Origin of the sequence: Paraburkholderia sp. LEh10, from assembly GCF_017814945.1 — a bacterium.
GTDB lineage: Bacteria > Pseudomonadota > Gammaproteobacteria > Burkholderiales > Burkholderiaceae > Paraburkholderia.
In genome coordinates this window covers 45,729-68,849 of the sequence record NZ_JAGIPX010000030.1, presented here as the reverse complement: position 1 = coordinate 68,849, position 23,121 = coordinate 45,729, and the positions used below count along the sequence as shown (strand labels likewise).

The 23,121-nt window shown below is 64.7% G+C and carries 16 protein-coding genes; 9 read left to right on the top strand and 7 right to left on the bottom strand.

Translation table 11 applies throughout. From position 1 onward, the window contains the following. Positions 1-62 precede the first annotated feature (62 nt). The 3 genes from J8I87_RS24085 (at position 63) to J8I87_RS24075 (ending at position 3,391) form a co-directional block, all read left to right on the top strand. On the top strand, positions 63-2,246 hold the full coding sequence (locus J8I87_RS24085) for a hypothetical protein (protein ID WP_209934481.1): 2,184 nt from the start codon (positions 63-65) through the stop codon (positions 2,244-2,246). Between the two features lie 153 nt (positions 2,247-2,399). Continuing rightward, positions 2,400-2,657, top strand: a complete 258-nt coding sequence (locus J8I87_RS24080; RefSeq protein ID WP_209934480.1) for a hypothetical protein — start codon at positions 2,400-2,402, stop codon at positions 2,655-2,657. A gap of 134 nt (positions 2,658-2,791) precedes the next feature. Continuing rightward, positions 2,792-3,391, top strand: a complete 600-nt coding sequence (locus J8I87_RS24075) for a LysE family translocator (RefSeq protein WP_209934512.1) — start codon at positions 2,792-2,794, stop codon at positions 3,389-3,391. 25 nt (positions 3,392-3,416) lie between these two features. Here the strand turns inward: J8I87_RS24075 and J8I87_RS24070 are convergent, their stop codons facing one another. The 5 genes from J8I87_RS24070 to J8I87_RS24050 all read right to left on the bottom strand — a co-directional run bounded on the left by J8I87_RS24070 (position 3,417) and on the right by J8I87_RS24050 (position 8,635). Further along, complete coding sequence (locus tag J8I87_RS24070; protein ID WP_209934479.1) at positions 3,417-4,628, bottom strand: winged helix-turn-helix domain-containing protein; 1,212 nt, start codon at positions 4,626-4,628, stop codon at positions 3,417-3,419. Between the two features lie 204 nt (positions 4,629-4,832). Further along, the gene (locus J8I87_RS24065) at positions 4,833-5,120 is read right to left on the bottom strand and encodes a hypothetical protein (protein WP_209934478.1); all 288 of its coding nucleotides are present in this window, start codon (positions 5,118-5,120) and stop codon (positions 4,833-4,835) included. Positions 5,121-5,340: 220 nt separating this feature from the next. After that, entirely contained in the window at positions 5,341-7,044 is a 1,704-nt protein-coding gene (locus J8I87_RS24060; protein ID WP_209934476.1) for an FAD-dependent oxidoreductase, read from the bottom strand. Positions 7,045-7,103: 59 nt separating this feature from the next. Beyond that, positions 7,104-8,093, bottom strand: coding sequence for a DedA family protein/thiosulfate sulfurtransferase GlpE (locus tag J8I87_RS24055; RefSeq protein WP_209934475.1), 990 nt, complete (start codon positions 8,091-8,093; stop codon positions 7,104-7,106). Positions 8,094-8,383: 290 nt separating this feature from the next. After that, positions 8,384-8,635 (bottom strand): hypothetical protein, encoded by a 252-nt coding sequence (locus J8I87_RS24050; protein ID WP_012403560.1) that lies wholly within the window; start codon positions 8,633-8,635, stop codon positions 8,384-8,386. Positions 8,636-9,023: 388 nt separating this feature from the next. On the opposite strand from J8I87_RS24050, the gene J8I87_RS24045 reads away from it, so the two are divergent. Beyond that, a complete protein-coding gene (locus J8I87_RS24045) occupies positions 9,024-9,554 on the top strand; it encodes a methylated-DNA--[protein]-cysteine S-methyltransferase (RefSeq protein WP_245254117.1) in 531 nt (176 codons plus the stop codon). 246 nt (positions 9,555-9,800) lie between these two features. Here the strand turns inward: J8I87_RS24045 and J8I87_RS24040 are convergent, their stop codons facing one another. Then, on the bottom strand, positions 9,801-11,474 hold the full coding sequence (locus J8I87_RS24040; protein ID WP_209934474.1) for a PAS domain-containing methyl-accepting chemotaxis protein: 1,674 nt from the start codon (positions 11,472-11,474) through the stop codon (positions 9,801-9,803). Positions 11,475-11,792: 318 nt separating this feature from the next. Here J8I87_RS24040 and J8I87_RS24035 point away from each other — a divergent pair, with 318 nt between their 5' ends. Then, positions 11,793-15,392: an ATP-binding protein gene (locus J8I87_RS24035; RefSeq protein ID WP_209934473.1), complete on the top strand. Its 3,600-nt coding sequence runs from the start codon at positions 11,793-11,795 to the stop codon at positions 15,390-15,392. A 298-nt stretch (positions 15,393-15,690) separates the two neighbouring features. Then, positions 15,691-16,800: a porin gene (locus J8I87_RS24030; protein WP_209934472.1), complete on the top strand. Its 1,110-nt coding sequence runs from the start codon at positions 15,691-15,693 to the stop codon at positions 16,798-16,800. Between the two features lie 41 nt (positions 16,801-16,841). Here J8I87_RS24030 and J8I87_RS24025 read toward each other — a convergent pair whose 3' ends face one another. Then, a complete protein-coding gene (locus J8I87_RS24025) occupies positions 16,842-19,187 on the bottom strand; it encodes an EAL domain-containing protein (protein WP_209934470.1) in 2,346 nt (781 codons plus the stop codon). Between the two features lie 674 nt (positions 19,188-19,861). Between J8I87_RS24025 and J8I87_RS24020 the strand changes: the two genes are divergently transcribed. From J8I87_RS24020 to J8I87_RS24010, 3 genes are all read left to right on the top strand, one after another. Continuing rightward, positions 19,862-21,883: an acyl CoA:acetate/3-ketoacid CoA transferase gene (locus J8I87_RS24020; protein WP_209934469.1), complete on the top strand. Its 2,022-nt coding sequence runs from the start codon at positions 19,862-19,864 to the stop codon at positions 21,881-21,883. Between the two features lie 104 nt (positions 21,884-21,987). Next, positions 21,988-22,242, top strand: coding sequence for a DUF6723 family protein (locus J8I87_RS24015; protein ID WP_209934468.1), 255 nt, complete (start codon positions 21,988-21,990; stop codon positions 22,240-22,242). Between the two features lie 101 nt (positions 22,243-22,343). Further along, complete coding sequence (locus tag J8I87_RS24010; protein ID WP_209934467.1) at positions 22,344-22,583, top strand: DUF2442 domain-containing protein; 240 nt, start codon at positions 22,344-22,346, stop codon at positions 22,581-22,583. The last annotated feature ends 538 nt before the right edge of the window (positions 22,584-23,121 follow it).

Genomic DNA, 23,121 nt, shown 5'->3' with positions numbered 1-23,121 from the left:
GATGAAATGCGAATGAATTGTCTGCAAATGCCGACGCTTCTGCTTCTTGCAAGGATACGACCGTGAAAGCCTCGACCCGTCTGGCTGCCGCGCTGATCGCGCTCGGCAGCCTTATTCCCATTGACGTTGCCGCGCACTCGCAATTGACCTATACGACATCATGGATAGGCAACAGTTTCGGATTCGGCGATGGCAAATGGATGCAACAGGACATTCAGGCGATTAACGTCGCGCCGGATGGAACCGTATTCACCAATTCGCCATGGGATGAAAGCGGAAGCGAAATCGGCGCATATAAAAACGGCGACAAACTCGCCGTCGGCGGCGCGACGCATGGTTGGGGCGCGGCGGGCGGCGATGCGATCACGTCGAATCACACCTATGTCTATGCGGCGATGTCGATCGGCAATCGGAACAACGCGTTGGTCGGCGCCGACTATCCGCCGGGCGGGCAAACGTGGTTCGGCATCACGCGCCGCAGCGTCGCGAACATCGCGGCCGGCGCGCCGTTCGACAGCGGCATCGGCAACAGCGCGAACGCGACAAAGAACAGCTTCCTGCGCGTGAACGCGGTCGCGACGGGCACGGATGCGGGCATCCGCGGACTCGCGGCGACGGACACGGAACTATACGCGTCCGACACCTACGGCAATCAGATCATCGTCTACGACGCGAACACGATGCGGCGTGTGCGCTCGTGGAGCATCGCGGCGCCGGGGCGCATCGCGATCGACACAGACGCGTCCGTCTGGGTGATGAGCGGCTTCGGCACGGGCAATCCTCGCGTGCTGCACTATTCGCCGGCGGGCGTGCCGCTCGCGGGCGCGCTTGAGTTGCCGGCCGGCACCGTGCCGACCGACATCGCCGTTTCGCCTTCGGGACAGATTTTCATCGCGGACAACGGTACGAAGCAGCAAGTGCTGATCTTCGACAAGACGTCAAACGGCGCGACCCGCATGACAGGCGCGCTCGGCACGTTGTACGGCATCTTCCACGAGCCGAGAGGCACGCCCGGCAACTGGCGCTTCAACGGCATCACGGGCATCGGCTTCGATCAGCTGGGAAACTTCTATGTCGCGCAGAACGGCGAAGGACCGCGTCCGCTTGCGTCGTCGACGGTCGGGCAAGGCGCGGTGCTCGAAAGCTACACCTTCGCGACGCGCGGCTTCAACTGGCGGCTGCAGGGGCTGACTTTCGTCGATAGCGCCGCCTTCGATCCCGCGACGCCCGACATCGTCTACACCGGCGCGAGGCGCTTCACGATGGACTATTCGCAGCCGCCTGGCCGCGAATGGAAGAATGCGGGCTTTACGCTCGACCGCTTCGATTTCCCCGACGACCCCACGTTCCATCAGCCGCGCGGCGTGCGCGGCGAGCCGATGGTGCGGCGGATCAACGGCCGGCCGTATCTCTTCACGCTTGATCCGGGCGCGCACTACCTGAACGTCTATCGCTTCGATGCCGCGCACGACGAGGTTGCGATACCGTCCGGGCTCTTCGCGCAAAATCCGTTGCCGGGCACCTGGCCGGGCGGACAGCCGGCCTACGGCGAATGGATGTGGCGCGATGCGAACGGCGATGGCCGCGTGGACGCGAGCGAGATCACGGGCAATCCATCGACGGGCAGCACTGTCGGCAACGGCTTCTGGTGGGTCGATGCGGCGGGCAACGTGTGGCTCGCGACGCCCGCGAGCGGCATCCGCGAAATGCCGTTGCAGGGCTTCGACAGCGCCGGCAATCCCGTCTACACGTACGCGAGTTCGAAGATGTTTCCGATGCCCGCGCCGTTCAATCGCGTCGCGCGCATCGTCTATGTCGCGGAAACGGACACGATGTACGTGTCGGGCTACACGAGCAGCCTGCCGTGGGATGCGACGCACTGGAAGGAGGCGGGCCGCATTCTCGTGCGCTACGACAACTGGAGTTCCGGCGCACCCACACCCGTCTACACGATCGCGCTGCCGTGGAATGCGACGGACAATCCGCAGGTGACGCCTGTCGGCATGGCCGTGGCGGGCAACTATATTTTCGTCGCCGAGTTGTATACGCCGAAGGTCGATGTGTACGACGCGCGTTCGGGGCACATGGTCGGCTATATGACGCCGGGCGCGGCCGTCGGCAACACGACGGGATGGGTCGATGTGTATCTCGGCATCAGCGCCATGCGGCGCGACAACGGCGAGTACGTCGTGCTGCTCGAAGACGATGCGCGCGCGAAGATCCTGATGTACCGCTGGACGCCTTGAACGCGTCGTGAACCCTTGGCAATGGGCGCGAGTCGAACAGATAGCGCGGCCGGTTCATGCGGTCTGTGCGAATGGACGGCTGCGCGTGATCGGTATATATATAAGGGCAGAACCGTTTCCTTCACCGAGCCACAACAGGAGCGACGGATCACCATGATGCCCGACGATCCGGACAGGCAGAAAGCTGGCGAACAGCCGGACCTCGAACACCTCGACGCAGCCGTGTCACACGTGCATGAGATGGTGTCGTCGGGCAATATTGCCGCGAGCGCGGCGCGCGGCATTCTGTACAGCCTGATCGAAACGCTCGGTGCGCTGGTCGGCGATCCGGACCTGCCGGAGCATGCGCGTTCTGGCTACGAAGGTCTGCTCGAAACGGCGCGCGAACTGCGGGTCAAGCTCGATCGCTGAGTGAGTGTTACGCGGCATGCAGGTGGCGCTGTTTCGCGGGCCGCATGCGCGCGCATTCGGTCACACAATTCGACGATGCCGCGATCCGCTGTGATACAAAGGGCGCTCGTTCCGATACGCCCCATTTTCTCCTGATGCTTTCTTCGTCCGCTACGGCGTTGCTCGCGCTCGGCATCATCGTCGTGCTGATTACGCCCGGTCCCACGAATACGCTTCTCGCCGCCGCTGGCATGCGGCACGGCGCGCGCCGTTCGTTGCCGCTGATCGGCGCGGAGCTGGCCGGCTATCTCGTGTCGATTTCCGCATGGGGCCGCTTTCTCGCGCACGCGGCGCATACGTTGCCGTGGCTGCCTTCCGTGTTGCGCATCGCGAGCGGTCTCTACATTGCATACCTCGCCGTCGATATGTGGCGCGCGGCTGTCGCGTTGCCCGACTCGGAGCAACCCGCCAACGGGCCACGCGCGCTATTCGTCGCGACGCTGCTGAATCCGAAGGCGCTGCTGTTTGCGGGGACGATATTTCCGCCCATCGCATTCGAAAGCGCGGCGACTTATGCGTTCGCGATGTCGCTGTTCGCGTGCCTGCTCGTGCCCATCGCGCTTGCGTGGATCGCGTTCGGCGCGGCGCTCGGCAGCGGCAGGCTCACATGGCTCGATCCAGTGAAGATGCAGCGCGCGGCGTCGATCGTGCTCGGCATGTTTTCGCTGTCGCTCGCGTGGACCGCGTTGCACTGATTGCGGTCGGTTTGCGCAGTGGGTTTCACTCGCCAGCGGCGAGCGCGGCGGCGAGTCCATCGGGCGCCGACGTGATTTCCAGTTGCGGTGTGCCGTGCCAGTCGGCGCAACGTTGCAGCGCGCGCCGCAAATCGGCGGTCAGGCGGCCGCTCACGCGCACGCCGGGCTCGAGGTGCAGCGCCCTCAGTTCGAACACGCCGCTCGCGCGATGCGCCTTCGCATCGACGCGTCCGATCAGCTTGCCGCGACTCAGGATCGGCAGCACGTAGTAACCGTATTTGCGCTTCTCGGCGGGCACATAGCACTCGATCACGTAATCGAAATCGAACAGCGCGGCAACGCGCTTGCGGTCCCAGACGACGGGATCGAATGGCGAGAGCAGCGTCGTGACCGTCGATGCAAGCTGGCCGTTCGACGCATCGTCGATCATCGGCGCGAAGTCGCGGTGCACGAACGTGTCCTGCTTCCAGCCTTCGACCCGCACCGGCATCAGTTCGCCTTCATCGGCAAGCTGATGCAGCGCGTCGGTGTAGGGACGACGCGGCATGCGGTAGTAGTCGGCGACCCAGTCCGCGCGCACGACCGCGAGCGCGCGGCAACTGCGCCGCAGCAGTTCTTTCGCGACGAGATCGGCGGGCTGAAGGTCGCGCGCGTCGTTCCAGTGCGGCAACACGCGCTCCGTCACATCGTAGACGCGTTGAAAATTGCGCCGCTCGGCGACCATCAGTTCGCCGATCGCAAACAGCACTTCGAGATGCCGCTTTTCGGGTTTCCAGTCCCACCAGCCGTTGCTCTTGCCCGCTTCGCGCGCGAAATCCGCCGAGCGCACGGGTCCCGTCGCGCGGATATGCGCGAGCAGATCGTCGATCTCGGTGCGGTACTGGTCGTGCCAGCTGGCGGCGTATTTCCAGCCCATGTCGGTGGGATCGAGCATGCGGTGGCGCATCAGCCCGTAATCCTCGATCGGCAAAAAGCACGCTTCGTGCGACCAGTACTCGAAGAGCTTGCCTTCCGCGAGATGCTCGTCGAGCCATTGCGGCTGATACGGGCCAAGGCGGCTGAACAGCACGAGATACGGGCTGCGCGCGACGACGTGAATCGTGTCGATCTGCAGCTGCGCCATCTGCCGGATGGCGTCGAGCACATCGGCTTTGGTCGCCTTGCGGCGCGGCGGGGCGAGCAGGCCTTGGGCGGCGAGGTGCAGGGTGCGGGCGGCAGAAAGGGGAAGTGTTGTCACGCTGGTAGCGTTGCGGCAATGCAGTCGGTTATTGGTCGAACGAGCCGCGAACGACGCACAGACGACGCACAGACAACGCCCGACCTGGGATGTCCGGCACGGCGATTCGCGATGCCGGACTTTCCGCTACTGTAACTTGATCGCAACCAACGCACGGACGCGCTGCATCTTCAAACGATGCGTGAAGTCGCGTCCTCGCGCGTACTACCAGCGGCCGTGGTGGTGACGGCCTTCCCAGCCGCGATGATGGCCGTGATCGTGCCAGCGCGGACCGCCGCCCCAGTAGCCGCGCGGGTATCCGCCATAGCCGTAACCGTAGTAGACGGCCGGCGGCGGCGCGTAGATCACGGGCGGCGGCGCATAGACGACGGGGGGCGCGGCGTAGACGGGCGGCCCCAGATACACGCCAACGCCGACATGCGCAGATGCCGCCGTCGTTGCGCACGCAGCGGCTAAACCGAAAGCCACCAACACCATCGCATGTTTGATCATGCTGTTCTCCTTACTCGCGTTCCATGCAAGTCAATTGCTGATCGTGAAGCCAATCTGACTGAATGCTGACTTAATCTTACGAAGCAGAAAGAATCACAGGTGCAAGCAGACGGTCGCTAATGTAACAACCGGTAAGCGGCATGAAAGGCGGGCACGAGGGCGGCCGGCCCGCGCCGTGAAAGGCGCGGGCGGTGCAGCGAAGAATAACGAAAAGGAAGAATCAGGCGCCGAGCGCGACCGACTCGCCCGCGCGTTCGGCGAGCATCTGATGGATTTGCGCGACGACCTGCGCGCCTTCGCCGACTGCAGCGGCAACCCGCTTCGTCGATCCGGCGCGCGCATCGCCGATTGCGTATACGCCCTCGACGGAGGTCGTCAGATCGCAGGCCGAATTGGCGCCCGTGATCACGAAGCCCTTCGGGTCGAGTTCGACGCCGCATGTGCGCAGCCAGTCCGTATTCGGATCAGCGCCCGTGAACAGGAACAGGTGGCGCGAATCGAAACGGTCGCGCCCGTCGGCGCATGGATGCTTCAAGCCGACCTGGGTGAGCCCGCCATCGTTGCCTTCGAGCCAGCCGATCTCGGTGCCCGGATAGACGGTCACATTCGGCAGCGACGCGATCCGGTCGATCAGATAGCGTGACATCGTCGCCTCGAAGCCGCTGCGGCGGATCAGGACGTGGATGTGCTTCGCGTGCGACGCAAGATAGACGATGCCCTGGCCCGCCGAATTGCCCCCGCCGACGAGCACGATCTCTTCTCGCTTGCACAGCTTTGCCTCGACGGGCGACGCCCAGTAGTAGATGCCGCGGCCGTCGAAGCGTTCGAGGCCGTCGATCTCGGGGCGACGGTACACCGCGCCGCTCGCGATCACGATTGCCTGCGCGCGGATGCTCCCCTGGCAAGCCAGTTCGAGCCGGTACGGACGCTCCTCGCAGTGCAGATGCTTCACCTTCACGGGAATCGCGACGTGCGCGCCGAACTTCTGCGCCTGCACGAACGCGCGGCCCGCGAGCGCCTGGCCGGAAATGCCCGTGGGAAAGCCGAGATAGTTCTCGATGCGCGAGCTGGCGCCCGCCTGACCGCCGGGCGCGCGGCTGTCGAGCACGATCACCGACAGGCCCTCCGACGCCGCATACACGGCCGTCGCCAGTCCCGCCGGGCCCGCGCCGACGATCGCCACGTCGTACACGTATTCCGAGTCGAGATCGGGTATCAGGCCGAGACAGGTCGCCAGTTCGGGGTCGCTCGGATGACGGAGCACCGAGCCATCGGGACAGATGACGAGCGGCATGTCTTCCGGGCCGGCGGCGAACTGTTCGACGATACGCAGCCCGTCTTCGTCGCGCTCGTCGAGCACCGTATGCGGATGGCCGTTGCGCGACAGGAAGCCTTGCAGCGACACCAGCCGCCGGTCGTTGCTCTTGCCGATGAGGATCGGCCCGCCCGCGCCCTTCTCGATCAGCGAAACGCGGCGCAGGATCAGCGCGCGCATGATGCGCTCGCCGAGTTCGGCTTCCGCGACGATCAGCGCGCGCAGGCGCTCCGGCGAAACCAGCAGTGCTTCGACGGGCTCCAGCGCCAGGCCGTCAACGAGCGCCGGCTTGCCCGACAGCTGGCCGACTTCAGCGAGGAACGAGCCCTTGTGGTGTTCGTTGACGAGCAGTTCGCGCCCAAGGCCGTCGCGCTGATAGACCTTGACCGAGCCCGACAGCAGCACGAACATGCCCGGCCCCGTCTCGCCCGTGCGGAACAGCAATTCGCCCGTGTCGAAGTGGCGACGTTCGCCGAACCTGCACAGCCGCTTGATTTCCTCCAGCTGAAGTTCGGGGAACATCTGATGACGCCGCGTCGACAACGTCGAGAACGGCGCCTCGTTGGTGACGGCGCGTTGCGCCTCTTCACCCTCTCGCGTTACACCCATCGAATTCGCTCCTTGCTGTGCTGTGCTGCGCGCCCGCGCCGGCCACAGCCAATGTCGGTTCAGACTGTTTTCGGCGTAATGCCGACGGCGACGGTCGGTTCGGGCTCTTCGGCGAGTGGCTCGAGCTGGCCTCCCGCGTCGCGCCACGCATCGAGGCCGCCACGCAACGGCAGCACGTCCGCGAAGCCTGCTTCCGTCAATTGCTTCGCCATCCATGCCGCCGACACTTCGTTCGGACACGAGCAATAGATCACGAGCTTCTGGTCGTGCGGATACTTCGCGACGATTTCGTCGAGCTGGCGTTCGTCGGCGAATACCGAGCCGGGAATCACGAATGGATCGAGCGTGCGCTTTTCCTGCGAGCGGATGTCGAACAGGACGGGCGAGCGCTTGTCGAGCATCAGGGTGTTCAGTTCGTCGACGTCCATGCGCGCGGTGGCGAGCTTCTTGATGAGTTGGCGGCGCCGATACCAGCGGTACGCGCAGTAGATGGCCAGCAGCACCGCGACGACGACGGCCGTCATCTTGCCGAGGCGGCTTGCGCCGGCGAACAGCATGTCGATCTGCTGTGCGAACACGACGCCGAGCACGAGCCCGAGGCCGGACCAGAGCGTCGCGCCGATGCTGTCATAGGCGAGGAACGTGCGGTACGGCGTGCCCATCGCGCCCGCCATAGGAATGGAGACGATCGAGAGCCCTGGTACGAATTTCGCCACGGCGAGCACGCGCACGCCCCATCGGCCAAAGAAGCGTTCCGTCTTTTTCACGCACGTATCGCGCGAAAGCGACAGCTTGCACAGCGTCTTCAGCGTGTTTCCGCCGTAGATGCGGCCTGCCGCGAACCACGCGCTGTCGCCGATCAGCGTGGCGAACACGGCGAGAACGAGCACGGGCAGCACCTGCGTGCCGACCGAACCGGGATGCATCGCGGCCATCGCGCCAAATAGCACGAGAGAAGGCATTGCGGGCACGGGCAACCCGATCGACGCGGCGAGCACGTTGACGAATACGATGGCAGGCCCGTACTGCTCGACGAGATCATGTAGCATCGGCTTACTTTCGGGGCCATTTCGGGCCCGAAAACGTCTGGGATGGACTAAACGATTATGGACGCATTTTGACCACGTGCAAGCAAGGGGTGCGATGCGTCACGTAATGCTGAAATGCGGGAAAAGCGCTTGTTGCCTCGATCTTCGACAGGAAAACCAAGGTGCTCCCGGCGAGCGTCGCGCGACGTTCCGTGGGCGGTGTTACTTGGTGGCACCTGCGTGAAAAACAAGAGGCGCTCGCCGTACGAACCTGCGCGCGCTCGTCGTGAAGCTATGGCTGACTGCTGCGATTATTGACGGTGATTGTGCTGTTCGCCCGGCAGTTCGGCGCCATGCGCACGGATGGCTGCAATCAGTTCTGCCGGCGTGATTTCATAACGCACTTCACGGTGGATGCCCGGCTTGCGTTCATCGACCTCGATCAGAAGAATGCCTTTACCGTCTTCTGTCGATTCGAGACGCAGCGAGCGCAGTTCGCGACCCGTTGCATCGTCGTGCTCGGTGAGCAGGGCCATTGCCCCGGAAGACCCGGTGGTGCGCATCGAAAATTCCCTCTTGCGTGATTGAACAACGTTGCCGAACAGGCATTGTAAGGGCACTGCCGCGTGCCGTCTGTCGCGCGGCGCTCACAACCCTCCGATTATGCCGGCGCGCCGTGCGCAATGCAGCAATGGTGCGCGCCATTGTCCGCGAACACGCGGCGGCGCGGCTTTCGGCGGGGCGCTGGGGTTTTTTCGACGATTGCCCGCGTCACTGCAGCGGGCGATGAAGACCCATTTGTTGCACGCGTTCCGCACATTTGCAGTCGACCGTCGCCGGCTGTCATCGCAGTGACGCGTGCGTGTACTAGAGCAAGATCCGGGAAGCGGGGGCGCTCGTCGTTCCGATAAAGTCGCTGCATGCTCAAGGCTATCAACGCGGGAGAATCTGATGAAGCAATGCATGTTAATGCCGAGTCCGTTGGGCGACATTCTGCTGCGCGCTGAAGACGACGCGTTAACGGGCGTGTTCTTCGCCGGACAGAAATATTTTCCGGCAGCGGACGCGGCGCGCGATGCGCTCGATGCGGGCGGTCCGTCACGCGTTCTGCAACAGGCGCGCGAAGAACTCGGCGAATACTTCGCGGGCGAGCGGCGGCGCTTCACGGTGCGGCTGCGGATGCTGGGCAGCGCGTTCCAGCGCGACGTGTGGGAACAGCTCGAAAAGATTCCGTACGGCGAGACGGCGAGCTACGGCGGCATCGCGCAGCGCCTCGGCTTGCCGCTGTCCGCGTCGCGCGCGGTCGGCGCGGCCAACGGGCGCAATCCCATTTCGATCATCGTGCCGTGTCATCGCGTGATTTCGAGCGCGGGCGACCTGACTGGCTATGCAGGCGGACTGCACCGGAAGGAGGCGCTGCTGACGCTCGAGCGCCCGCAGGCGAAGCCGCCGCGCCAACTGGATCTGCTCGCCGTCGATTGAACGATGCGCCACGCGGCGGCGGCCTTTTCAGCGACGCGCGCCGCCCGGACGTACGGGACGTGCGGAATGTGCGGAATGTGCGGAATGTGCGGAATGTGCGGCAAAAAAATAGCCCGTCCATCAAGGGCGGGCTGTGTAAACGCCGTTGTTACTCGGGTCAGCCGGCCCGCACACACTCCTGGGCGCTGACCGTCGTATCTTTATTGGCCATTAGCGCGTTGTCGAGATGGGAGTAACGATGATCCATCAGACCAAAGCGTCTTCGGCGGCGTGAGCGCGATTCGTGTGCGCGGGCGCCGCCGGGCTGCGCAGGGCCGCGCCAGCGCGCGCCGGCGGCCTGCTCGCGGTTCGCGCGGGCGCCGCGTCCGCCACCGTGAACAGACGCACGGCCTCGTCGAGCACGTCGGCCTGTTCCGCGAGCCGTTGCGCCGTCGCCGCAGCCTGCTCGACCATCGCGGCGTTCTGCTGCGTCGCGCTGTCCAGATGCGAGACGGCCTGGTTCACCTGGCTGATGCCGTCGGCCTGTTCGCTGCTCGCGTTCGCCACTTCGACGATCAGCGACGACACGCGGGCGACGGCTTCATCGATCGCCGCCATCTGCGCCGTCGTGCGCCCGACCAGTTCCGTGCCGCGCGACACCTCGCTCACCGTCGTATCGACCACCTGCTTGATTTCCTTCGCCGACGCGGCACAACGCTGCGCCAGCATCCGCACTTCGCTGGCGACGACGGCGAACGAGCGGCCTGCCTCGCCTGCGCGTGCCGCCTCGACGGCGGCATTGAGCGCGAGGATGTTGGTCTGGAACGCGATGCCGTCGATCACGCCCGTGATATCGGCAATGCGCTTCGACGCTTCCGTGATGCCCGCCATCGTCTGCTCGACCTGCTGCGTGACCTTGCCGCCGAGTGCGGCGGCCGCCTGCGCTTCCTTCGCGAGATCGAGCGCGCGGACGGTGGCGTCGGCATTCGCCTGCACGGTCGTCGTCAGCTGCTCCATCGTCGCCGCCGTTTCTTCCAGCGAAGCCGCCTGCATTTCCGTGCGGCGCGCGAGATCGACGTTGCCCGTCGAAATCTCGTGCGCAGCGTCGAGCATCCCGCCGATCTGCGCACGCACGTCGAATACGATCGCGGCGAGATTCGCCTTCAGCTGGTTGAGCGCCTGCAGCACGTCGCCGAGATCGTCGTGGCGGGCGATCGCGAGGTCGGCGGTCAGGTCGCCCGCCGCCATCCGCGTGGCGAACGACGACATCGCGTTGACGGGCTGTCCCAGATGACGCGACAGCAGTTGCGCGGCGATGGCGCTCGTCGCGGCCGTTACGCCGAACGCGATCCAGAACGGCAGCGGCGGCACGCGGCCCCACGCGGCGATACCAGCGACGAGCAGCGCGACGGGCGCGACCGTGTAGCCGATCGTCGCGCGAACCGCGACGGGCAGACGGATCAACGCCTGCAGCTTGCCGACGAGACCCGTGCGCACCACCACGCCGTGTTGCAAGCGGTAGCCGCGCGCTTCGCCCGCGCGCATCTTCGCGTATAACGCTTGCGCCGCGCGGACCTGTTCGCGTTCCGGCTTCACGCGCACGCTCAGATAGCCGACCGTCGTGCCTTTCTCGACGACGGGCGTGACGCTCGCGCGCACCCAGTAGTGGTCGCCGTTCTTGCGGCGGTTCTTGACGAGCGCCGACCACGGACGTCCCGCGCGGATCGTCGTCCACATGTCGGCGAATGCTTCGGCGGGCATGTCGGGGTGGCGGATCAGGTTGTGCGGCTGGCCGATCAGCTCGTCGCGGGCGTAGCCCGACACGGCGATGAAGGCGGGATTGCAGTACTGGATCTTGCCTTTGAGGTCGGTCGCCGACACAAGCATCTGCGACGGCGGGTAGTCGTACTCGTTCTGGGTTACAGGCTGATTGTTGCGCATGACATTCCTTGAACTGCCGGATACCTTTGCATCCGAATCGATCTGTAAGGCTTAACGGCAGAGACCACTCAGGCTTTAGGGTTTCCTTGCAACTATCGAGGCAGGGCGCGGATCGAGCCGTGTTCTTCAGACGGATTGCGTCAGGCGGCAAACAGAATAAACTCGGTGCATATCGGGTCTGATCTCGCAGCATCTGGGCAAGGTCAGTTCGGCGAACGTCCGGCTGTGGAGGTCCACGGCCGGCTCACTATGAAGCCCGTCAATTGCGCGGGTCTAACCGGCTTCAGTGCGGCCTTGCCATGCACGAGGCGCAAATGTATGCAGAATCTTCTGGATCGCACGCAGGAATCGCTGGCTGAGGGCTTCGCCAGGCTCTCACGCTATGCGCGGCGGCAGCGCCGTGTCTATATCGCGACGATCGTGCTGCTGCTCGTCATCCTCGCCGTGTCTGCTTCGCTGCTCGCCGGGCTCGCGATTGGCAAGTACGTCGACTATATGCGCAGCATCCGCGCGCAGGATGCCGCGAACTTTTCGGTCGCGCTCCACAACGCCGAGTCGTTTCTCAGGCGCACTGAACTGACCGTCGATTACTACGAGACCACGAAGGACGTCCAGAGCGTGCCGCCCGAGGTCGAACAGGCGGTGCGGGCGAGCGGTGTTGCAGCCGGTTCGGCGCCGACCGCCGACAAGCGCTACGACCTGCTCGTCTCCGATGCGACACAGAAAGCATGGGGCGACGATCTGAACGCGCAGTTGTGGCGGCTTTCTTCCGTCGCCACGTCGACGCTCGTGACCCGCGAGGCCTTCGACGTGCCGTATCGCACGCTGATGGTCGGCCTGACGGACGACTATGCGGTGCTGATGCCTGGGCTGTCACAGCAGAACGACCCGGGGGCCCCGCCTCTCGCACCCGCGTTGATCGGGCAGTTACGTGCAACGATGGAGCGCAACCTGCTCGCGCAGTCGGGCGCGCGCGCACCGGCGAAAGGCACCTACGTATTATCGGCGCCATATCACGACCCGTTGCTCGGCGTGCCCGCGATCATGGCCATCACCGCCCACTATGCGGGCGATACACCCGTTGCGCTGATCGCCATCGTCAAGCCGCTCGATCAGTTCTTCACGTTTCCCGTGCGCTCGCCGCACGACGGCCTCGTGATGCTGGTCGGCAAGCGCGGCGTGATCAAGGAACTGCCGCCCGTCGATGCGGCCACGGCGCGCGAATTCATGCGGCGCGCCGCGCTGATTCCGCACGATACAAGCCGTTACTCGCTTGACGGCGTGCTGTTCTCCGTTCCCGTGAGCAATGCGGTGCCGTCGCTCGTGAGCCACCTGTCGTGGGGCGACATCGTCGGTGCGTTGCGCTGGCAACTGGGCGCGATCGTCGGGGTGACACTGCTGGCGGCGCTCGCGGTCATCCTCACGGCGAAGTACTGGGGACTTGCGCTGCTGCGCCGCTCGAACGAAGAGGCCGTGCGCGCGCTCGAAAGCGAAACGATCAATCACATTCTCGTCGCCGCGACGCCCGTCGGCCTGTGCATCGTGCGCCAGCGCGACTTTCACATCCTGACGTCGAACCAGCTCGCGCGCGAACTGCTGCATCTCGGCGATGCGCCGTCCGGCCTGCCCGCGCATATCGGGGCGGCGTTCAAGGAGCGCAATGCGCACGAAGCGGGGGCATCGCGCCTGGGCAAGTTCGCCGAGTTCATCGTCCCCGCGCTGCCCGTCGAACCCGCCGACGCCGACAAGCCGGATACGCAATACCTGCAGATCAGCTACGGCGCGGCGCGCTACCGGGGTGAGGACGTGCTGTTCTGCGCGCTTCTCGACGTCACCGTGCGCCACGCACTTGGACGGCAGATTCGCGCCGCGCAGAGCGAGACGGAAGCGATGATGAAAGCGCAGACCAGCTTCTTCGCCGCGATGAGCCACGAGATCCGCACGCCGCTGAACGCGCTGCTCGGCAATCTCGAACTGCTTTCGCTGACGCCCGGTCTCGATGCGCATCACCAGCGTCTGCGCGCCGTCGGCGCGGCTGCGGACGGTTTGCGCCACATCGTCAACGACATCCTCGATTTCTCGAAGATCGGCGCCGGCAAGATGAAGCTGTTGCCCGAATCGTTCAGGCCGATCGAAGACCTCGAAAATCTCGCGCTGTCGTATGCACCGCTTACGTCCGCCAGGCCGCTGCGCTTCTACGCGCATCTGTCTCCGTCGCTTTACCGGACGGTCCGCGGCGATCGCACGCGGGTCGTGCAGATCGTCAACAACTTGCTGTCGAACGCGTTCAAGTTCACGCCGAGCGGAAAGATCACGTTGACGGCCAATGTCGAGCCCGACTTGCACGACCGTCCCGTGCTGATGTGCCGGGTGATCGACTCGGGCATCGGGATGGATTCGTCGCTGGTCGCGCGCATCTTCAACCCGTTCGTGCAGGCGGAGTCGAACACGTCGAGCCGGTATGGCGGGACGGGCCTCGGCCTCTCCATCTGCGCGCGGCTTTGCGAACTGATGGGCGGCAAGATCGGCGTCGAGAGCGTGCCGGGGCTGGGCAGTGCCTTCACCGTATCGATTCCGCTCGAACCGACGGCCGAAGCGTTGGCCGCCGCCTCCGCCGAGCCGCCGCAGCAGCGTGGCAGCGCGCTCGTGCTGTGTCAGGAAGCGGCGTCCGCGAAGGTGCTCGACGAAATGCTCGCCTACGTGGGCTGGAGCGCGAGCAGCGCGGCCTCGGTAGCGGCGGCGGAGGCCTGGCTGCGCGCGCGTCGCCCCGGCTTCGTGATCGTGACGGGCGAATACGACCTTGAGACAGTCAAGGCATTGCGCGCGATCCGGCCCGTCGACGTCGTATGGCTGACGCGCTCCGGGCAGCATCAGCCGACGATGCGAGCCGACGGCGTGTACGAGGTGACGGAATTCAGCCACGACGCGATCTTCGCGTGCATCGGCCAGTTGACGGGCGGCGTGCCGTCGTTCGAAGCGCCGCCTGCCGCAGCAGCCTGGGACGAGCGCGCCGCCGATCCATCGCTGCAAGGATTGCGCGTGCTGGTCGCCGAAGACAATCCGCTGAACCAGACGCTGATCACCGAGCAATTGACGGCGCTCGGCTGTGAGCCGGTACTGGCGGACAACGGCCGCGAGGCGCTTGCGCTGCTGAGGCAGACGGGCGTCGATCTCGTGCTGACGGACATCCACATGCCCATCATGGATGGCTACGCGCTGATCGAGGCGCTGCGGCAATCGCATCCCCACCTGCCCGTGCTGGCGTTCAGCGCGGTGACGGCTGCCGAGCAGATCGACGAATGGCGCAGGCGCGGCTTCACTGCGTTCGTGCCGAAGCCGGCATCGCTGAAACAGGTGGCGACGGCGCTGCAGGGCCTCCGCTTGCGGGCGCGGGCGGAAGGAGCGGAAGCTGCGGAAGGAGCGGAAGGAGCGGAAGGTCCCGAACGTGGCAGTGAATCCGTCTCAGCCATCGAGGCGGACCGCGTCGACGCAGACAGCGCGCGTGCCGCGACCGTCGCCGACGCGGAACCAGAACCAGAACCACAAACAGAGCGAGGCAAGCCCGTCCCGCGCGGCACGCCGTCGGACACGCAAGCACTGCCCGATACCGCGCCCTCCCTCGATCCCGCCGACAAGGCGCGCTTCATGCAGATGCTCAAGGACTATCTGATGACCGATCTGCCGCGTCTCGCGTCGATCATCGAAAGCAGGGATGTGACGGCCCTGCGCGAATGGGCGCATGGCGCCGCGGGCGGCTTCCTCGTCGCGCAGGAAGCGGCGTTCGCCGCGCAGTGCCGTGAACTCCAGTATCTATGCGAGGGGCAGCCGCAATGGACGCCCGCTCACGCCGCGCGAGCCGCTGCGCTGCACGATCATTTGCGCAGCGCGTTCGCGCTGGACGTCGCTTCGATTCAATGAGCGCTCGCCGTCGTGGGAAAACAACGCATCGAGGTGGACATTGAGCGTACGCTTTGCGGGGGAGCCCGCCGCGTCGAGCCAGTGTGCCCTCCGCTTTGAAAGACCGGCGCGGCGCGAGTTGTTTTCGCTTTACACCGGTTTCGCACGAACTCGATAATGGGATTCCGTTTGCAATTCGTAATCTAGCTTCCGGGGCGGTGCGCGCGAATCTTCACGCGCACCACTTGCGCATGTGGCTGCCGTTCCTATAAAAAGTCGCCCTTTGACGTCGAATCGACTCAACCTTGGGAAGCGAAGCATGTCCGCGAACAAGATCAACAAGAACGCCGCCGCGGTCGCCGCGGGCGCAGTACTCCTCTCACTCGGCACGGGCGCGCACGCGCAAAGCAGTGTCACGATGTATGGCGAGCTGGACACGGGCCTCGCCTATCTCAGCAACGTCGGTGGGCACTCGCAGTGGAAAGCGACCACGGGTCTCGTCGACGGCAGCTATTGGGGCTTGCAGGGCATCGAGGATCTGGGCGGCGGCAATCGCGCGATCTTTCGTCTCGAGCGCGGCTTCTCGGTGACTTCGGGCGAAATGTTCAACGATCACCCGTATTACGTGGGGCTCGGCAACGAGAAGGCCGGCACCTTGACGTTCGGCCATCAGTACGACCTCGTCCACGACTACTTTGCGCCCTTCACGCTGACGGGCGGCACGGGCGGCACAGCATTCGCGCACCCGTTCGACAACGACAACGCGAACAACACCTATCTGGCGGCGAATTCCGTCAAGTACGCGAGCCCGTCGTTCGGCGGGCTGACGCTCGGCGGCATGTATGCGTTCTCCAATACGGCCGGTCAGTTCGCGAACAACCGTGCGTACAGCTTCGGCGCGAACTACCAGAACGGCGCGCTCAACGCGGGCGCGGCGTATCTGCATGTGAACGGGCGCGGCAACTCGTCGGTGGGCGCGTACGATGCCGTCGTGTTGCCCAGCGCAACCGATGTCTTCGATGCCGCCGTGCAGACGCAGAACACCTACGGCGTCGGCGTGAGCTATGCGATCGGCGATTTCACGATGGCGGCGGCGTGGTCGCGTTCGACGTTCACGGGCGTCACGGTCATCGATACGGGCGATGCCGCGCCGTCCATCGGCTTCTCGAACTATGAAGTCAACGGCATCTACCAGCTGACGCCGACCATCGCGCTGGCGGGCTCCTATACGTACACGAAGGGTTCGGGCGCACACTGGCACAACGGCGGCGTGCAGGCCGACTACCAGTTGTCCAAGCGCACCGATACGTATCTGGAGGCGATCTATCAGCGCGCGTCGTCGGGCGCGCCGGCCGTCATCAACACGGCCGATCCGTCGTCGAGCCACAACCAGGTGCTGATCGGCGCGGGTCTGCGGCACCGGTTCTGACGGACGCGCCGAATCCGAGGCCGACGCCGGGGCGGCCGGCTTCACGACACGCGCGTCATCAGACCTTCAGGCGCTTGCGGCCGGCTGAGCAGGTAGCCTTGCACGTAGTCGCAGTTCACGCGGCGCAGGATGTCGAGCTGCGCCGCCTCTTCGACGCCTTCCGCGATCACCTTGATGCCGAGCTTGCGCGCGAGGCCGATGATGCCCTCGACGATGGTTTGCGTCGTCGGGTCGTGATCGATCTTCGACGTGAAATACCGGTCAATCTTCAGCGTGTGCGGCCCGAAGTCGGCGAGATACATGAGACTCGAATAACCGGTGCCGAAATCGTCGATGGCGATGCGCACGCCGAGCTGCTTCAGCTCGACGATCGCCTTCTGCGCCTGCTTCGGATTCTTCATCAGCGCGGTCTCCGTCAGCTCGATCTCGAGCTTGTCGGGCGGAATGCCGTGCTGTTTGAGCGCGCGGTCCACGTCGCACACGATCTGCTCGCTGCCCAGCTGCCGCGCCGACACGTTCACCGACACGCCCAGATTCATCGCGCCCGCCTGCCGCCATTCGGCCAGTTGGTGCAGCGCATGGTCGAGCACCCAGACGCCGAGGTCGACGACAAAGCCCGTCTCTTCCAGCAGCGGAATGAAATCGCCGGGCGAAATCAGACCGCGCACGGGATGCCGCCAGCGGATCAGCGCTTCCGCGCTGTGCACGGCGAGCGAGTGCGGCTCGTGAATGGTCTGGAAGTGCAGGAAGAACTGGTTGGTCGCGAGCGCTTCGGGCACGTCGCGCTCAAGCTCGAAATCGCCGATGGTTCGCGCCGCTTCCTTGCCCGCGAACTGGTAGCCGTTGCGCCCGTTTTTTTTGGCCGTGTACATCGCGACGTCCGCGCTCGACAGCAGCGCATCGTGGCCGCTGCCGTGCTCCGGATAGATCGAGATGCCGATCGACGCCGTGATGAACGCGCCGTCGCTGTCCTGCAGGCGGTTCGCGCAGAGGCCGCCGAGCAGCGCCTGTGCCAGCGCCTCGAGCCCCGGCTTTTCCACCACGCTGCCGATCAGCACGGCGAACTCGTCGCCGCCCAGCCGCGCGACGAAGGCGTCGCCCGGGAGCGTGCGGCGGATGATCCAGCCGACGTTGCACAGCAGACGATCGGCGGCGAGATGGCCGAGCGTGTCGTTGAGCACCTTGAAGCGGTCGAGATCGACGAACATCAGGCCGAACGGCCTGCCCGCCGCGCACCGGCTTTCGATCTCGCGCAACAGCGCGGCGCGGTTCGCGAGGCCGGTCAGCGAATCGGTGTACGCGAGCCGGTCCAGTTCGGCGATGCGCTCCTGCTCGACGGTCACGTCCTCCGTGATGCCGATGATGCGCAGCACGTTGCCCTTGTCGTCGATCACTGGATAGCCGGTGCTGCGCAGCCAGCGCACTGCGCCGTCGGCCTTGCGGATCCGGTACTGCGCGCGGCCTTCCGTCGATTCGGCCGTGACGCGCTGCATTTCCGCCAACAGCGCCGTCCGGTCTTCGGGCACGACGAGTTCGAGCCAGCCGTTCGGATTGCGCATGAACTCTTCCGGGCTGATGCCGAAGACGTTCGACGAGCCAGCCGTGATGTAATTGAAAAACTCGAAATTCGCGCTAGACGAGAAGAATACGAGCTGCACGTGCGCTTCCATCTCCGACATCAACTCGCTTTTTGCGCGCAATTGCTGGAATAACTGCGTCTGGTTCGAAATGTCGAGCGAGGCGCAGACGACGGCGACCACCTTGCCACTGTGATCCTTGACGGGAATCAGCTGTGAGTCCCACCACTTCGGCTGCCCCGCAGTCGTCGTGCAACTGCCGCGAAACGACGCGGGTGTGCCGCCGAGCGCGCTTCTGAACGCCGCCGTCGCCGCACCGCTGTCTTCGCCTTTCCAGAAGCCAAGCCAGTTCGCGCCCGCGAGCTGCGCGGGCGACGTGGCTTCCATCAGCGTCGCGCCGTAATCGTTGATGCGCAGCATATGCCCTTGCAGATCGAGCAGCTTGACGCAATCCCGGCTCGCGTCGAGGAACGAACTGGCGAGCGCCATCGCCGCCGCGTGCCGCGATTTCTGCGCGGCGAAGCGTTGGCACGTCGCGATCATCGCGATTGCACCCGCCGTCGCGCCGGCCGCGACGTTCAGGCTGAACGGCGCGCCGGCGGGCCAGTGCAAGGCCATCTGCAGCGCGACGCTCGCCGTGCCCGTGCCGATTCCCGTGGCGACGCTGATCGCGAAGCCGACGGGGCCGACCGGGCGGCGACCCGACCACGCGTCGAGCAGCAGCGACAGAAAGTGCTGATCCTGGCGTGACTCGCGCGCCACGTCCCCGCGCAGCGCGCGGCGCCACTTCAGCGGGAAATTCGTCGTCATCGTGCGCATCCGTTTTCACGAGGCGCACGCAATGTGTCGCGACGTGGGCGGCTGTCCGGCGCAGCGATCGACGCGGCTTCAGGCGCAACCGCGAACGCCATTTCAGATTCAGCTTCAGGCGCAAGCCCGGCCGCGCAGGTGAGCGAATTCACGTGCGCTTTGCGCGGTGTGTGGACCGGTTGGGGAAACGAAATGCCTGTCATGATGGCCAGCCGCTTTGACGGTAGTTATTGCTGCGCTTGCGGACGGCGCTGCTTCCTTCGTTTACGGCGCGCCGGTTTTTTTTGTTTAGGCTAGGCAATTCTGCCTGCTTTCAAACGGTAGAACCATATTTTTTGTTGTGCGAGCAACGAAACGCGCACGCGCAGCGCGTGCTGTCCATGCGACGCGCATGCTTTCCGCCAGCCACGGCGCATATGCCTGGCTTCCCTAAGCTTTCGCGCCGCATCGGAAATCAGACGTAGGAATCGCACGGCCGGTTTGCAAACGACCGCCTGTCCGGCGCATCCGGCTCCCGCCGAACGGGCGCTGATAAATGCTGACGATCCCGTCGCGGCTTGCTAAATTGCGTGTTCAGGCACCGCAAAAGCCGCGAAGGCGGGCGGTTGCGCTTCCCGCGTCGCAACCCGCAACCGTGACGGCGTTGCACCGGCGAGACCCGGCAAGGAGACCCCATGCGCGCCGTATTCCAGTACCCGTTCCCCACCGCCGAGCGCAAGGTCGCGCGCAACAAGGTCGTCAGCGCGCGCGCCGCGGTCGAACTGATCCGCCCCGGCGACACCGTCGCGACGGGTGGCTTCGTCGGCGTCGGCTTCGCCGAGGAAGTCGCGATGGCGCTCGAAGAGCGCTTTTTCGATGCGAACGCGGCCACGACGGGCGGGCCGGGAGCGCTGGGCACGCCGGACGCGTCGAACGCGCATCTCGATCTGACGCTGGTATACGCGGCGGGCCAGGGCGACGGCAAGTCGAAAGGCCTTAACCATCTCGCGCACGAAGGTCTGGTGCGCCGCGTGATCGGCGGCCATTGGGGACTCGTGCCGAAGCTGCAACAGCTTGCCATCGACGGACGCATCGAAGCCTACAACCTGCCGCAAGGCGTCATTTCGCATCTGTTTCGCGATATCGCGGCGGGCAAGCCGGGGCATCTGTCGACGATCGGCCTTGGCACCTTCGTCGATCCGCGTCACGGCGGCGGCAAGCTGAACAGCAGGACGACGCAGGAGCTCGTCGAGCTGATGCAGATCGACGGCGGCGAGTATCTGCTCTACAAGACCTTTCCGATCGACGTCGCCATCGTTCGCGGCACGACGGCCGATGCGAACGGCAACATCACGATGGAACGCGAGGCGCTCACGCTCGAAGCGCTCGCGATCGCGATGGCGGCGCGCAATTCAGGGGGGATCGTGATCGTACAGGTGGAGCGGCTGGCCGATTCCAACACGCTCAACCCGCGCGAGGTGAAGATTCCCGGGATCATGGTCGATTGCGTCGTGGTCGCGCGGCCCGAGCATCATTGGCAGACCTTCGCCGAACCGTATTCCCCCGCATTCGCTAGCGAGCTGCGCGTGCCCGCAAGCTCGGTGCCGCCGATGGAGCTGACCGAGCGGAAAGTGATCGCGCGCCGTGCGGCGATGGAGTTGATGGCCAACAGCGTCGTGAATCTCGGCATCGGCATGCCGGAGGGCATCGCGAGCGTCGCGAACGAAGAGGGCGTGATCGACCTCTTTACGATGACCACGGAGCCCGGCGTGATCGGCGGCATTCCGGCGGGCGGACTGAATTTCGGCGCGGCGACCAACACTCAGGCGATCATCGATCAGCCGTATCAGTTCGACTTCTACGACGGCGGCGGACTCGACGTGGCTTTTCTCGGGCTTGCGCAGGCCGACCGTCAGGGCAATCTGAACGTCAGCAAATTCGGGCCGAAGCTCGCGGGCGCGGGCGGTTTCATCAACATCAGCCAGAGCGCGAAGCGCGTCGTGTTCGTCGGCACGTTCAACGCGGGCAACCTGGATGTCGTGGTCGAAGACGGCCGCCTCAGGATCAACCGGGAGGGCGCGTGCCAGAAGTTTGTCGATGAAGTCGAGCATCGCACGTTTAGCGGCGAGTATGCGGCAAAGCGCGGGCAGCCGGTGCTGTATATCACCGAGCGCTGCGTGTTCGCGCTGACGCCGCGCGGGCTCGAACTGACGGAAGTGGCGCCCGGCGTCGACGTGCAGAACGACATCGTCGCGCTGATGGGCTTCATGCCGATCATCGAACGGCCGCCGCGTCTGATGGACGAGCGCATCTTTCGCGCGGCGCCGATGGGCTTGCGTTCGATGCTGCTATGCCTGCCGCTCGACGAGCGCTTCAACTACGACGCCGAGAAGAACATGTTCTTCGTGAACCTGGAGGGCTTGCAGATCACGACACAGGAGCAGATCGACCAGATCTGGCACCAGGTCGAATCGCGGCTATCGGGCGTGCAAATCAAGCCGCAGGCGATCGTCAACTACGACAATTTTTCGATCAACCCGGAACTGATCGACACCTATTCGGCGACCGTGGTGAAGCTCGTCGAGCGGTTCTACTCTGGCGTGACGCGCTACACGACGAGCAGTTTCCTGCGCATGAAGCTCGGCGACGCGCTGGAGCAGCGCGATGTCGCGCCGTACATTAACGAACGTCCGGGCGATGCATCGACGCACAGATGAAACGCGCCTGCCGCGCCGACATGAAGCGCACACGATGAGCGTGAGAAAATAGCGTTTTACGCACGGCGGCGCTGTTCGCGCGTTACGCATTCAAGAAGTTCATCATGAGCGGTTTCATTCCCAGTGTGCCCGGCAAGAGCGAAAGCGATTTCGAAGTGAGCGCAGGCTCGAAGCTCGCCGGCTACCGGCGTTTTTTCGGCGTCTTGCGCGTGGTGCGCAAGACGGACGGCCGTCTGCTCTTTCCGTTCGACGGCGCACCCGATCTCGGCCCCTATCCGACGAAAGAAGAAGCGCTCGCTGCGGCGCAGGTGTATGGCGAGCATATCGTCGAGGGCGATCTGGCGCGGCCCGAAATGTAGGCGGCGCGCCGCCGGCGGTTTTGTGTTCCGGCCCCGTGCAATGCGCTTGAAGCGCGCGCATCGCGCGACTATCGTTTGATTGGACCCTGCCGGAGGCGATCATGCGCGCTGATGCCGTCGATGTGCATTTCGATAGTGCACACATGTTTCTCGACCTATCCGACGGCCGTGCCGTCGAATTCCCATTGAACTGGTTTCCGACGCTCGCCGCAGCCACCGATTCAGAGCGCGAACATTTCGCTATTTCTATCGACAAGCAGCAACTGTTCTGGCCTGAACTCGACGAAGACATGGACGTGACTGCGCTGCTGTTGTCGCTGCCTGAATCGATGCGCCACTAGTCGCGGCGTCGTTTTGCCGATGCTTGAGAACGCGCTGCTCGCGGCAGTGCGCCGGGCGTGGTCGTATGTCGATTCCGGTGCGCGGTTGTGCCTGCTGCATGCGATAAAATAGCCGCCTGGTGTCAATCGGAGCTCATGTGCGATCTGTCGTTATTTTTCTCACGCCTTCCCTGGACACCAAGACGGAATCTGTATCGGCAACTTCAGGCGCGCGTGATTCCGACGCCGACCTGACTCGCACTGCGATGGCCGTACATGATCGGGGAAATATCGTCGTCGAGTCGACGACAGATGACGGTCCGTCAGTTCAGGCTCACTAACAAGAATGAAAAAAACGGCGCGCTCGCCTTAGGCGGCGCGCCGTCGTTATTTGTGCGTCTGCCAACGAGCAGCGCGCGTCAACCGGGTGCCGGAAATGCGCAAAGTAGTAGCGCGGCTCGCCGCGCATCGCACTTTCCCAATCGCCTGGAATGCTACGGTAACGACCCACGGCGACGTGCAACAGTTAGACGAAAAGCACGACATGCACATCAGCGAG

Excerpts from the sequence above, each read along its gene's own strand:
- J8I87_RS24080 (WP_209934480.1), top strand. The coding sequence starts at position 2,400 with ATGATGCCCGACGATCCGGACAGGCAGAAAGCTGGCGAACAGCCGGAC.
- J8I87_RS24065 (WP_209934478.1), bottom strand. The coding sequence starts at position 5,120 with ATGATCAAACATGCGATGGTGTTGGTGGCTTTCGGTTTAGCCGCTGCG.
- J8I87_RS24045 (WP_245254117.1), top strand. The coding sequence starts at position 9,024 with ATGAAGCAATGCATGTTAATGCCGAGTCCGTTGGGCGACATTCTGCTG.
- J8I87_RS24075 (WP_209934512.1), top strand. The coding sequence starts at position 2,792 with ATGCTTTCTTCGTCCGCTACGGCGTTGCTCGCGCTCGGCATCATCGTC.
- J8I87_RS24020 (WP_209934469.1), top strand. The coding sequence starts at position 19,862 with ATGCGCGCCGTATTCCAGTACCCGTTCCCCACCGCCGAGCGCAAGGTC.
- J8I87_RS24040 (WP_209934474.1), bottom strand. The coding sequence starts at position 11,474 with ATGCGCAACAATCAGCCTGTAACCCAGAACGAGTACGACTACCCGCCG.
- J8I87_RS24035 (WP_209934473.1), top strand. The coding sequence starts at position 11,793 with ATGCAGAATCTTCTGGATCGCACGCAGGAATCGCTGGCTGAGGGCTTC.
- J8I87_RS24050 (WP_012403560.1), bottom strand. The coding sequence starts at position 8,635 with ATGCGCACCACCGGGTCTTCCGGGGCAATGGCCCTGCTCACCGAGCAC.
- J8I87_RS24015 (WP_209934468.1), top strand. The coding sequence starts at position 21,988 with ATGAGCGGTTTCATTCCCAGTGTGCCCGGCAAGAGCGAAAGCGATTTC.
- J8I87_RS24030 (WP_209934472.1), top strand. The coding sequence starts at position 15,691 with ATGTCCGCGAACAAGATCAACAAGAACGCCGCCGCGGTCGCCGCGGGC.
- J8I87_RS24010 (WP_209934467.1), top strand. The coding sequence starts at position 22,344 with ATGCGCGCTGATGCCGTCGATGTGCATTTCGATAGTGCACACATGTTT.
- J8I87_RS24055 (WP_209934475.1), bottom strand. The coding sequence starts at position 8,093 with ATGCTACATGATCTCGTCGAGCAGTACGGGCCTGCCATCGTATTCGTC.
- J8I87_RS24060 (WP_209934476.1), bottom strand. The coding sequence starts at position 7,044 with ATGGGTGTAACGCGAGAGGGTGAAGAGGCGCAACGCGCCGTCACCAAC.
- J8I87_RS24025 (WP_209934470.1), bottom strand. The coding sequence starts at position 19,187 with ATGACGACGAATTTCCCGCTGAAGTGGCGCCGCGCGCTGCGCGGGGAC.